The sequence below is a fragment of the Streptomyces sp. NPDC031100 genome, from assembly GCF_055570785.1.
Window position 1 is genome coordinate 859,770 of the sequence record NZ_JBVIGN010000002.1, and the last position, 10,683, is coordinate 870,452.

Annotated in this window: 12 protein-coding genes and 2 pseudogenes; 9 read left to right on the forward strand and 5 right to left on the reverse strand. The window is 68.9% G+C overall.

Translation table 11 applies throughout. The annotated features are described in order from the left end of the window. Positions 1-3: 3 nt before the first annotated feature. Positions 4-462: a carboxymuconolactone decarboxylase family protein gene (locus ACZ5DS_RS08070; RefSeq protein WP_468235068.1), complete on the reverse strand. Its 459-nt coding sequence runs from the start codon at positions 460-462 to the stop codon at positions 4-6. Between the two features lie 86 nt (positions 463-548). Here ACZ5DS_RS08070 and ACZ5DS_RS08075 point away from each other — a divergent pair, with 86 nt between their 5' ends. The 3 genes from ACZ5DS_RS08075 to ACZ5DS_RS08085 all read left to right on the forward strand — a co-directional run bounded on the left by ACZ5DS_RS08075 (position 549) and on the right by ACZ5DS_RS08085 (position 2,726). Beyond that, positions 549-1,424: a sigma-70 family RNA polymerase sigma factor gene (locus tag ACZ5DS_RS08075; RefSeq protein ID WP_468235070.1), complete on the forward strand. Its 876-nt coding sequence runs from the start codon at positions 549-551 to the stop codon at positions 1,422-1,424. Positions 1,425-1,800: 376 nt separating this feature from the next. Then, entirely contained in the window at positions 1,801-2,160 is a 360-nt protein-coding gene (locus tag ACZ5DS_RS08080; RefSeq protein WP_468235071.1) for a recombinase family protein, read from the forward strand. Then, positions 2,046-2,726 (forward strand): serine integrase family protein, encoded by a 681-nt coding sequence (locus ACZ5DS_RS08085; protein ID WP_468235073.1) that lies wholly within the window; start codon positions 2,046-2,048, stop codon positions 2,724-2,726. The genes ACZ5DS_RS08080 and ACZ5DS_RS08085 overlap by 115 nt, the downstream gene beginning before the upstream one ends. A 58-nt stretch (positions 2,727-2,784) precedes the next feature. Here ACZ5DS_RS08085 and ACZ5DS_RS08090 read toward each other — a convergent pair. Together ACZ5DS_RS08090 and ACZ5DS_RS08095 are read right to left on the reverse strand one after the other, a co-directional pair. Next, positions 2,785-3,002: pseudogene (locus ACZ5DS_RS08090) on the reverse strand (YibE/F family protein); the annotation flags it as partial. A gap of 115 nt (positions 3,003-3,117) precedes the next feature. Then, on the reverse strand, positions 3,118-3,867 hold the full coding sequence (locus tag ACZ5DS_RS08095; RefSeq protein ID WP_468235074.1) for a TetR/AcrR family transcriptional regulator: 750 nt from the start codon (positions 3,865-3,867) through the stop codon (positions 3,118-3,120). Between the two features lie 128 nt (positions 3,868-3,995). On the opposite strand from ACZ5DS_RS08095, the gene ACZ5DS_RS08100 reads away from it, so the two are divergent. From ACZ5DS_RS08100 to ACZ5DS_RS08110, 3 genes are read left to right on the forward strand one after another with little or no spacing between them, the layout of a single operon-like run. After that, the gene (locus tag ACZ5DS_RS08100; protein ID WP_468235076.1) at positions 3,996-4,352 is read left to right on the forward strand and encodes a darcynin family protein; all 357 of its coding nucleotides are present in this window, start codon (positions 3,996-3,998) and stop codon (positions 4,350-4,352) included. Continuing rightward, a complete protein-coding gene (locus tag ACZ5DS_RS08105; protein WP_468235077.1) occupies positions 4,345-4,812 on the forward strand; it encodes a hypothetical protein in 468 nt (155 codons plus the stop codon). Before ACZ5DS_RS08100 ends, ACZ5DS_RS08105 begins: the two co-directional genes overlap by 8 nt. A gap of 23 nt (positions 4,813-4,835) precedes the next feature. Further along, positions 4,836-6,386, forward strand: coding sequence for a multicopper oxidase family protein (locus tag ACZ5DS_RS08110; protein WP_468235078.1), 1,551 nt, complete (start codon positions 4,836-4,838; stop codon positions 6,384-6,386). A 235-nt stretch (positions 6,387-6,621) separates the two neighbouring features. On the opposite strand, the pseudogene ACZ5DS_RS08115 reads toward ACZ5DS_RS08110, so the two are convergent. Continuing rightward, positions 6,622-7,500, reverse strand: a pseudogene (locus tag ACZ5DS_RS08115) (helix-turn-helix domain-containing protein); the annotation flags it as partial. A gap of 134 nt (positions 7,501-7,634) precedes the next feature. On the opposite strand from ACZ5DS_RS08115, the gene ACZ5DS_RS08120 reads away from it, so the two are divergent. Continuing rightward, the gene (locus tag ACZ5DS_RS08120) at positions 7,635-8,051 is read left to right on the forward strand and encodes a VOC family protein (RefSeq protein WP_468235080.1); all 417 of its coding nucleotides are present in this window, start codon (positions 7,635-7,637) and stop codon (positions 8,049-8,051) included. Here the strand turns inward: ACZ5DS_RS08120 and ACZ5DS_RS08125 are convergent. Next, positions 8,048-8,962 carry an IS982 family transposase gene (locus tag ACZ5DS_RS08125; protein ID WP_468235081.1) on the reverse strand — a complete coding sequence of 305 codons (915 nt, stop codon included), beginning with the start codon at positions 8,960-8,962 and terminating at the stop codon, positions 8,048-8,050. The genes ACZ5DS_RS08120 and ACZ5DS_RS08125 overlap by 4 nt on opposite strands. Before the next feature lie 72 nt (positions 8,963-9,034). On the opposite strand from ACZ5DS_RS08125, the gene ACZ5DS_RS08130 reads away from it, so the two are divergent. Both ACZ5DS_RS08130 and ACZ5DS_RS08135 read left to right on the forward strand, forming a co-directional pair. After that, complete coding sequence (locus ACZ5DS_RS08130) at positions 9,035-9,706, forward strand: hypothetical protein (protein WP_468235082.1); 672 nt, start codon at positions 9,035-9,037, stop codon at positions 9,704-9,706. A gap of 66 nt (positions 9,707-9,772) precedes the next feature. Then, positions 9,773-10,303, forward strand: coding sequence for a hypothetical protein (locus ACZ5DS_RS08135; protein WP_468235083.1), 531 nt, complete (start codon positions 9,773-9,775; stop codon positions 10,301-10,303). The last annotated feature ends 380 nt before the right edge of the window (positions 10,304-10,683 follow it).

The following is a 10,683-nucleotide window of genomic DNA, read 5'->3' on the forward strand; positions in this document are numbered from 1 at the left end:
GGCTCAGCCCCAGGTCTTGCCGGCCGGTTCCTTGATGGTGCGGTTGATCCGGTTGAAGAAGTTGGTCAGCGCGATCTCCAGGTTGATGGCGCCGATCTGCTCCTCGGTGAAGTGGGCGTTGACCTCTTCCCAGATCTCGTCGGTGACGCCCGGCGCACCGTCCTGCAGTCGGGTTGCGGCCTCGGCCAGCGCCAGTGCCGCGCGTTCCGCGTCGGTGTAGAACGGCGCCTCGCGCCACGCTGCGACGTTGTGCAGCCGCTCGTCGGTGTCACCGGCCTTCTTCCCGCCGGCGACACTGGCGTAGACGCACGCCGAGCAGCTGTTGATCTGGCTGGCGCGCAGGTGGACGAGCGCGAGCAGCTTCGGGTCGACACCGCCGGCGGCGATCGCCTTGTGGAGGTGCTGGATCGCGGTCCACACATCGGGGTTGTTCGTGTTCTTGTTCTTGAGCCGGTTTTCCATGGGGGAGTGCTCTCCTTCATCGGGTTACGTTGCGGCGCCTGTGCGCGTCATCCCTATGACGGAGCAGCTTCCACGGAGGTAACACCATGGCCGGCACCCATCCCGCGGACCCGATCGTCGATGCCTTCGAGTCCCACCGTGACCGGCTCCGCGCCGTCGCCTACCGGATGCTCGGATCACATGCCGATGCGGAAGACGTGGTCCAAGAGGCGTGGCTGCGTCTGTCCCGTCAGGACACCGGCACCATCGACAACCTCGGCGGCTGGCTGACCACCGTGGTCGGCCGCATCAGCCTCGATGTCCTGCGGTCGGGCCGAACGCGCCCAGAAGTCTCCTTCGACGACCAGCTACCCGAATTCACGGTGACGCTCGACGACGCTCCCGCTCCGGACGACCTCGCGGCACTCGGGGACTCCGTCGGCCTCGCGCTCCTCACTGTCCTCGACTCGCTGCGCCCTGACGAACGACTGGCGTTCGTGCTGCACGACGTGTTCGCCGTGCCCTTCGCGGAGATCGGCACCATTCTCGGCAAATCCGCCGACGCGACCAAAATGCTCGCCAGCCGCGCCCGCAGGAAAGTACAGGCCGCCCAGCAGCCGGCAAGCGCCGGACGACAACGACGCGAGGTGGTGCGAGCCTTCCTGGCCGCGGCCCGCGACGGCCGGTTCGAGCAGCTGCTGCAGGTTCTCCACCCCGAAGTGAAGTTCACCGTCCACACCCCGAACGGCACGTTCGTCACGCTCGGGGCCACCGAAGTCGCCACCCGCGCGCGAGTGGCCGGCAGCGCGGCACGAGGACATGCGGCGATCGTCAACGACCGCCCCGGCGTCATCTCCTGGAGCGCAGACGGCACCCCGCTTTCCCTCCTCGTCTTCACCGTCGCCGACGGCCACATCACCGAGATCACCGCTGTGGTCGACCCGGCCAAACTCGCGCTCATGGACCTGCCGGACCCGGTGTGACTCCCCACCGGCGTAGGCCGCGCGTACTCGAAGTGGTCCACACTTGGTCCGCAGAGACGTTGAACTCAGCCTCTGAGAAAACCTCAGTGGGCGCGAAGGCGAGGTAGTAGGCGGGGGGCGAGTAGGAACCGTACAGAGAGTGCAGTTCGCCGTCACATGATGTGACGCTCTGTCTGGACTTGCTGTTTTGCTTGGTCCGCCTGCCGCTTCCGCCCTGTCGTCAATCGATCGAATGACTACAGGCGCAGCAGGCGTCCAATGAACCCGGACTTTCCGGGGCCCGACGGCGGCGCCGATCCAATCAGATCCGATGGCGGATGATGACAGGGATTGCTGACAGCTAGGGTCGAATGCGACCACCACAGCGGGGAGCGGCATGGCCAACCTGGTCTACAAGCGGGTGTCGACCGACCAGCAGTCGACCGACCGCCAGAACCTCGTCCTCGACGAGGCCGGGATCGAGGACCCGGTCGTCTTCGAGGAGCAGGCCGGCACCTCCAGCCGCCTCCACCCGCTTCAGCGCCCGAAGTTCGGCGAGCTGCTCACGTACGCGCGGCCGGGCGACACCGTGCACATCTCCGAGATGTTCCGCCTGGTGCGCGGCACCGGCACATTCTCGACGTGCTCGACGTCCTCCACCGCGACCGCCTCGCCCTGCGCATCCACGACGGCGCGTTCTCCGCGATGGACCTCACCGCCCGCCACCCGCGCACCGGCGAGCTGCTGTCCACGGTGAAGTTCATGGTGCAGACCCTCGCCGCCGCCGGCGAACTCCAGCGCGACCTTCAGCGGGAGCTGACGTACGACGGGCTGCGGGCCGCCAAGGCGAAGGGCAACAAGGGCGGGCGCCGACCCGCCGTCCCGGCCGACAAAACCGACGCCGTACGCACCGCGTACCTGGAAGGCCGGTCCATCGCCGCCCTCTCCCGCGACCACGGCGTCAGCCGCGGCGCCATCCGTACCGCCGTCGCCGACCTCATGCCCGAGCACAACGCCGACGACCAGGGCGCCCCGGTCCCGGAACTGCCGGTCATCCTCGACGTACCGGGCAAGGTCGCCGACTTCCTCCGTGTGGCCGACCTGGATCCCGCCGAGCGGACCGCGCTCGACCAGGGCGTGACCGTACGGCGCGGCCAGGGCTACACCCTGCGCGTCACCGCCGTCCCCGCGATCCACCGCCGACTCCTCGAACTGTGCCAGCCCTTCGACGGCGGCCAGGGCACCCCGGCGGTCCCGGCCCAACGCAAAGCCCGCCGCGAGTACGAGAACCGCGTCAGCACCCTCGCGGGCGACACCCCATAGCGAGCCGTCCGGGTCTCAAGATCAACAACTGGCGGCTTGTGGGCTCACCTCGGCGACACCCCTGCAAGACCGTCGGCAGGACGAAGAAGTTCAGCACCAGGAAGCTGATGGCCAGGGCGACCAGCGTCATCACGCCGCGCAGCCTGTCGACCACCACGACAGCGAGGGCAGAGATCCTGGCCAGCAGGCCCGTCGGGAAGCGGCCGTTGACGTCGGCGACTGAGTACTGCAGATCCTTGGATCCTTGGGCGCGGAGGGTTCGTAGGCAGCGACGACAAGAGACGCTGCCGTCGGCCCTTGCCTCCTCCCGACACGGCCGATTGCAGGTTACGGATCCGCACCTGGGGCCGCCGAAGTACTGGCCAAGGCCCTGACCTCGGCGCGGTGCGGACTATTGGTCGTTTCGCGGGTCGGCTTCGAGTAGCTCCACGATGTCGCGGAGGTTGTGCTCGAACAGTGGCTCGGGATCGGTCAGGGCGAAGTCCAGGTGTCCGAACACTTCCATGGACACCATGCCGTACAGGCGGGACCAGGCGAGGACGAAGACGTACAGGGCTTCCAGGGGCGGCTGCTCGGAGTCGATGTGTTCCCTCATCTCCTCCAGCTGGGGGAGCCAGTCCGGGTCGAGGGTGTCGGCCTTCGGCAGCGGGAGGGTGCCGACCCGCCAGAACTCCAACATCAGGTCGAGGAAGACGCCGCCGAAGCGCCAGCTGGCCGTATGGCAGGGGTCCCCCGGTGCGCAGTCGGCGTCGGGCATCGGCTTGCTGAAGATGAGGGTGAACTCCGGCTTGTGGGTAAGTGCCCAGGCTCGTAGGGCTCGTGCGGTGGCGGTGAAGCAGCCCCGCGGGGACTGCTGAGGTGCCTGGTCGCGGGCGCGTTCCAGGGCGGCGGCCAGCTCGTCGTAGAGGGAAGCCGTGAGCGCTTGGACCAGCTCGCGGTGGTCGGTGAAGTAGCGGTACAACCCCGGAGCGGTCATCCCCATCTCGCGCGCGATGGCCCGCAGGGAGACAGCGGCGGGGCCCTCGTCCACCAGCAACCGGCGGGCATGCCGCAGGATCTCGGACCTCGTCTCGGCGCGCTGACGCTCGCGCACCTCTTCGCGTTGCCGAGCCCGTCGCGCCGGCGAGGTCTCGCTGCTCACGCTGTGCCTCCTGACCTGACGCGGCTCCGCCGACCGGCCCGCGCTTGACAATGTTAACGCTTATCATCTCTAGTAAACGCCGTAAGCTAACGCCGTTTACGTCGCTTTCGGAAGCGGGGGACTCTGTCGTGAAGACGACGATCATCGTGACCTACACCTTCACCCCGGCCTGGCTGGCACTCTCCCGCGACGAGCGGAACGCGATGGCGGCGGCCCACATCCACCCGGTTTTCGCCAGGTATGCGGACCGTGTCTCGGCCCGCTTCTTCGACGCGGAGGCGTTCACCACGGCCTTCTCCGACTTCGTGCTGCTGGAGACCGAGGACCTGAAGGCGTACTACTTCCTCATCGAGGAACTGCGCGACTCGCCGCTGATCGCGCAGGGCTACCTGGTCATGAACGACATCTTCATGGGCGTCGAGGCCGGGTTCCAGGCATTCGAGGCGCAGGCCCGTGTCGGAGGCGGTGAGGTGGCGCGTGACTGACACGTCCACGGAGGCTGCACTCCCGCGTCCGCGCCCGACGGAAGAGGAGCCGCAATCCGGCAGAGCCGCGGAGCGGTCCCGTACATGGCCGCTGACCCTGCTGCGCACCGTCTCGCTGCTGTTCGTCTTCGACACTCTCCTCCAAGCGGCCTTGGCGGGCCTGTTCATCACCGGTGACGTGCGCTTCCTCGACCTGCACGCGGCCAACGCCCAGCTGGTCGCCGTCCTCGCTCTCGTGGGGTCCGTGGCCGCCCTGTTGGTGTGGCGCTCGATGCGGGGACCGGCGTGGCCCTTCACGTTCACGGTCGGCCTGGTCGTGCTGGTCGGGGCACAGATGGGTCTGGGCGCGGCCCGGATGCTGGGTGGCCATGTCCCGCTGGCACTCGGTGTGTTCGGCGTGGGCGTGGCGCTGGCCTGCTGGGCGTGCACGTACAAGCACCATGGGGAGGAGCACGGGTGACGTCACGTCGACGATTCCTCGGAGTGACGGCCGGAGTTACCGCCGGCCTCGCCGTACCCGCCGGAGCGGCGGCGTACGCGAAGTGGTCGGGCGAGCGCACAGGCACCGTCCTGGCCAGCAGGATCCGCCCGCCCCGGCAGTTCACGGCGCCACTGCCCGTACCACCGCGCGCCCGCCCGTCCCGGACTGCGGGCGGTACCGACTTCTACGACATCACCCAGCGCGAGGCGTCCGTTGAGATCATCCCAGGGCTGAGGACGACCGTCTGGGGCTACGACGGCATCTTCCCCGGCCCCACCTTCACCGCCCGTTCCGGCCGCGGGATGGAGGTACGGGTCCTCAACAAGCTGTCCGTGCCCACCTCGCTGCACCTGCACGGGGGCGTCACCCCGCCGCACTCCGACGGCTACCCGACCGATGTGCTGGTGCCCGCGCAGTGCGGCGCCGAGTTCAAGGCGCGGGGGATGACGCACCGCGGCATGGGCGGCATGCACGCTCCCGCGGCCGACTGGACGGTCTCGGAGGGCTACAAGACCTACACGTACCCGATGGACCAGCGGGCAACGACGCTCTGGTACCACGACCACCGGATGGACTTCAGCGCCCCGCAGGTCTGGCGCGGTCTGGCCGGGATGTTCCTCGTCCACGACCAGGAGGAGGACGCGCTCCCGCTGCCCGGCGGCGAGCGGGACATCCCGCTGCTGATCTGCGACCGCTCCTTCGAGGAGGACGGCTCCTTCCGCTACCCGGGCCACTCGCCGACCTGCACCGGCACCCCCGGCGTCCAGGACGCGTACATGGACGGCGTCCTCGGCGACGTACAGCTGGTGAACGGCGCTCCCTGGCCGGAGGCGGAGGTCTCGGCGACCCGTCACCGCCTCCGCCTGCTGAACGCCTCCAACGCCCGCCGCTACCATCTGGTGCTGGAGAATGAGCACGGCGGCACGCTCCCCTTCACTCAGATCGGCGGCGACGGCGGCCTGCTGGCCGCGCCTCAGCGTCTGGCCGGCATCCTGATGGCGCCCGGCGAACGCTTCGATGTCGTCGTGGACTTCACCGGGTGCGCGGTGGGGAGTGTGGTCACCTTGGTCAACACGCTGGCGGACGGCCGTATGCGCCAGGTCATGCGCTTCCGGGTCGCCCGCAGGGAGAAGGACCCGAGCCACCTCCCGGCACACCTCTCGCGTTTCACGGCCCTGCGTCCGGCGTCCGCCGTCGCCACCCGGCACTTCGACTTCCGCCGTTCCGACGACGCGTGGACCATCAACGGACGCCCCTTCAGCACCTCGGAGTTCCTGGCCCGGCCAAGCCTCGGAACCGTCGAACGCTGGCGGTTCACCAGCGACTTCCACCACCCGGTGCATCTGCACCTGGCCCACTTCCAGGTCCTGTCGCGCGGCGGCCGGGCCCCTGAGCCCACGGACGCCGGCTGGAAAGACACGGTGGATGTGCGCCCGTACGAGGTCGTGGACCTGCTGGTCCGCTTCCGCGGCTACCGCGGCCGGTACATGCTGCACTGCCACAACCTGGAGCACGAGGACATGGCGATGATGGCCAACTATCAGGTGGTGTAGGGAGTACGCACAGCGCCGACCCTCGGGCGCACCGGCTTTCCCGCCGGTGTTCCCAAGTTGGCCACCGACGAAGCTGATCTCCCCGCCGCCGCTCGCGCTTGTGCAGGCCAGAGTGTCTCCCACGACAGCGCACGCTTCGGCGGCCCGTGGGTCGGTCGTAGCAAGCATCGGGCTGCTGGAAGGGAAGCGGTCGTTGGGGGGGAGAGGAGAGCTCGTCTTTCGGCTCCATCGTGATGGCGACCTCGCGCACGGTGCCGGCGCGAGAGGTGACTTCGGTCCAGACGGCACCACAGCGGGGGCTGAAGCGCAGCCGCACCGAGTAGGCGGAGGCCGCCACGGTGCTCTCCGTTCGCGCGTCGCCTGTGCATCCGGACGGGGTTGGATACTGGCCTTCACGGCTTTCGCCCCGGCATGACGCTGGGACGGCGGGGCCGGTCGGCGGTGGCGTGGCTGCTGGGGCAGTCGTCGGCCCTGGCTGGCCCGCGAGCAGGGGCGATCCCGCGATGGTCGTCCAGGCGAGAGCGGCGGCGGAGAGCGTGATGACGGCGGCCGGTACAAGGGGGCTGCGCAGGCGCCTCCTTGGTGCCGGGGCCGCAGGTGAGGGCGGGAGTTCGAGTGGCCGTGGGACGGTGGACCGTTCGCTCATGGGTTCGGCGCGCGTCCACAGCTCCAGCAGCTCCGGCAGGTCGGTCGGCCTGAGTCGTCCCAGTGCCTCGACTGCTGAACGGGGCGGGAACTGTGTGCCGTTGAGGTAACGGTGCCAGGCCGACTTGCTGTGCGCGGTGGGCGCGGCAAGCCCCGCCAGACTCATGCCGCTAGCGTCCTTGAGGTCGCGCATGCGCTCGATCAGGGCCCTGGTTTCCGGTTCGAGAGATTCGGGCAGTGGCTGCCAGTGGCGCATGTCATCCCCGTCCCTGGTCGGAGCATCAGCCAGTGTGTCCCCGAAGCCTCGTCGACCGGGATGTCCCAGTTCCTCCCTGTTGGGCGGGGAAAGGCTTCCCTGCGGACGCCGACGGCAAAACTGGCCGCCGACGCTTCCCCCTTCCGGAGACGATCGCCGGGGTGCCGATTCCAAGCGCCGAGCCACTCCCGTGCAGGACGGCAGTGGTGGCATTCATGCGGGACATGTGAGCGACGGACGTTCGTCTAGATGATCGATTCCAAGGGTTGGTGGTCGTGGCCATTCTGGACCGGAGGGGTGGCGCGGCCCCATAGGCTGAGCCCCCGTCCGTACTGTCTGGGGGAGTAATGACCAGTAGGTTCACCGAGTTGGTCGTCGACTGCCAGGATCCGGAGCGGCTCGCGGCCTTCTGGTGCGCGGTCCTGGGCTTCAAGGTGATCGACCGGAGGGAGGGCAAGGTCGAGATCGGCTCCTGGGAGCCGACCGTCGAGGAGGTCCGGGCCCGCCAGATGCCGCCCACCCTGCTCTTCATCCAGGTGCCCGAGGGCAAGACCGTGAAGAACCGGCTCCACCTGGACGTCAGCCCGATCGACGGCAGTACCGACGACGAGGTGGCCAGGCTGCTTGGCCTGGGCGCCGCCAAGGTGGACGTGGGCCAGGGCCCTGACCGGAGCTGGGTGGTCATGGCCGATCCCGAGGGCAACGAGTTCGACGTCGTGCGCTCCCTGGCACCGTCCCATTGGATGGTCACTCCCGAGGGTTAGTGGTCGTAGGCGGTCAGTGAGCGCAGGACGGGCTGTCCGCTCTGGTCGTTGTGCCAGATGGCGGTGGTCAGCGTGAGGATGCGCTGCATGATGCGGGCGACGACGCCGGCGGGTGTGCGGCCGTGGTGCTGTTCGAGGTTGAGCTGGCCCTTGAAGGTCTCGTTGACCGACTCGATGACCTGTCGCAGTGGTTTGAACAGCTTGGCTCCGGGCTGCTCCGGTTCACCCTTGTGGGTCGGCCGCAGCAGCCGGATGCCGTGCTCGGCCAGCTGGTGCCCGAAGTCGCGGCCGAAGTAGTTCTTGTCGCCGATCAAGGTCTGTCCCGGCCGGGTGGCGAGGAGTTCCGGTTCGGCGTCGAGCAGGTCCAGCAGGGTCTCGCGCTCATCGGCCTTCGCTCCGGTCAGGGCGAAGGCGACGGGCAGTCCCTGGAGCGTGCACACCAGGTGCAGGCGCAGGCCCCAAAAGAAACGGCTGTGGCTGGCGCAGTAGCCGTACTCGGCCCATCCAGCCAGCTCGGAGCGTTTCACGGTCTCGTGGGAACGGCCGCATTCCACGGGCGTGGAGTCCACGATCCATACGTCGTCGCTCCACACGGATGTGTCCGCGGCCAGCAGCCGCGTGATCCGGCGGAGCAGCTCGACGGCCTTGCGCAGGCGCTTGCTGTAGCCGGGCTGCTGGGGCAGGTACGGAAACAGATGCCGCAGGTGAGCGCGGGCGTGGCGGAGCCACTTCGCCTCGGAGGTGAACCCGAGCATGGCCTGCATCACCGCGAGGGTGACCAACTCGGCGTCGATGAGTTTCGGGGTGATCCCGACAGCCGGTCGCCACGGCGCGAGATGCGGCGATGCCTTCAGCAGGTCGTCGGATTCCACGTACAGCGCCGTGGCGAGGGAGTCCAAGTCTGGCGTCACAACCGCACTTTGGGCTCCCTCACCTCATGCGCGCAGCCGATCCCTTGGAATCGATCACCTAGGGTGAGCGGCGTGCGTGAGATCGCTGGCGTCAGAGCCATGCCCGGGGGACGTGTACGTGTCCACTTCCATGACCACGGTTTCGTCGTCAGACGCGACCGGCTCGCCGGCCGCATCGCCGAAGGGCTCCTCGGCGACACGGCCGGGTGCGTCACGGTCCTGGTACTGCTCGCTTCAGTCGGCCTCTACAGCCTGCTGAACAAGGTGGGTGCGCCGCACGTCGTCGCCGTGGGTTGCGCCTGGGTGTTCATCGTCTCGGTCTGCTACGCGGCACTCCTCGCGCTGCTGCGGTGGGCGGCCGATGTGGTGGCGAACATCGTGATCTTCCTCTTCGTCGTGGTGACGCTCCCGGGCTTGCTGATCCCGGGCTATCGGCGGAAGGTGCTGCGCCGATGGCGCGAGGGCGGCCCGGAGTCCGAACCGGGGTGGGTGCCTGCCACCGCCCTCGGCGGAGTGTGGCTGGGCCAGGAGAATCCGAGCACCGACGCCGCGGTGACGATCCAGCGCGTCGACGGATCCGTCGTCGCCTACACCGCCCGGCCCGACAAGGCCCGCGAGTTGCACGCCGGGTTCGAGGCACTGCTGCGCACCCACCACCCGGTCCCCACGGCGATGCCTCACCAGCAATCCGCGCCAGGAGCCGCGCCGTACCAGTCATGGCAGCCGGGGCCACCCCACCACTGACGATGACCGGCGTTGCCCCACGTGCCCGTGCCGTCCCCAACTCCCCACCTCGGAGCCCATACGACCATGTCCTTCTTCAGCAAGCGCCGTACCGTCCGGCTCTCCCAGCACCGTACGGCCGACAGCCCGTTCGGGCCGACACGGATCAGCTACGACAGCTGGCCCAGCGTCATCGCGCTCGTCCAGGGACCCGGCATGCCGCCCGTCACGGTCCGGCCCAGCCGTGAGCGCGGCTGGATCAGGGTGGACGGGCAGGTGATCCCCACGCGCCGGGGGAGCGACAGCCGCTGGGCCCTGCGCCGCAGAACACGCACCCGCACGGCCGTGGTGGGTGAGCGCAGCTACGAGCTGCGGCCCACCAGCCTGTGCCGGGCCCGGATCCTGCGCAACGGCACGCCCATTGGCGAAGCGCACGGCACCCTGGGCGCGTACGGCCCCTTCCGCAGCATCCCCGGGATCGACGCCCGGCTGACCTGGTCCCACGGCCTCGACCCCTATGACGTGGCGATCGGTCAGGCCATGGTGGTCGCCTTCGGCGCGGGCGCCCCCGGCGCAGTCGCCTCGCTCGTCTCTTTCTGCCTCGACTTGATCAATTGACGCACGATTTCGAAGTCGGCCATGAGCCGATGGCGACAGATGCAGCGTGGGCTGCTCTGAGGGTGCCGGCGGGTTCTGCCGGTCAGAGAGGCGCGACAGCGGAGTCGGCCGTCGGCGCCGTACGAGGTGTTCGACGCGGGAGGCGGGGCCGACGGTGAAGCCGATGACCGCACCGCCGCCGCGGCGGTTGCGGGCGAAGGCCGTGCCGCCATGGGTGAGGGCGACGGCGTGCACGATCGCCAGGCCCAGCCCGGAACCGGGCAGACTGCGCGCGCTGTCGGCGCGCTAGGTGTATTGACCCGCAGGGTTGTTCACGCGGGTGATGGGTGGCTGGCCGCCGAGTGCGGTGTGGCAGCGGTGGTGGTTGTAGGTGTGGAGGA

Coding starts and splice junctions, on each gene's coding strand:
- ACZ5DS_RS08135 (WP_468235083.1), top strand. CDS start 9,773: ATGTCCTTCTTCAGCAAGCGCCGTACCGTCCGGCTCTCCCAGCACCGT.
- ACZ5DS_RS08080 (WP_468235071.1), top strand. CDS start 1,801: ATGGCCAACCTGGTCTACAAGCGGGTGTCGACCGACCAGCAGTCGACC.
- ACZ5DS_RS08120 (WP_468235080.1), top strand. CDS start 7,635: ATGACCAGTAGGTTCACCGAGTTGGTCGTCGACTGCCAGGATCCGGAG.
- ACZ5DS_RS08075 (WP_468235070.1), top strand. CDS start 549: ATGGCCGGCACCCATCCCGCGGACCCGATCGTCGATGCCTTCGAGTCC.
- ACZ5DS_RS08070 (WP_468235068.1), bottom strand. CDS start 462: ATGGAAAACCGGCTCAAGAACAAGAACACGAACAACCCCGATGTGTGG.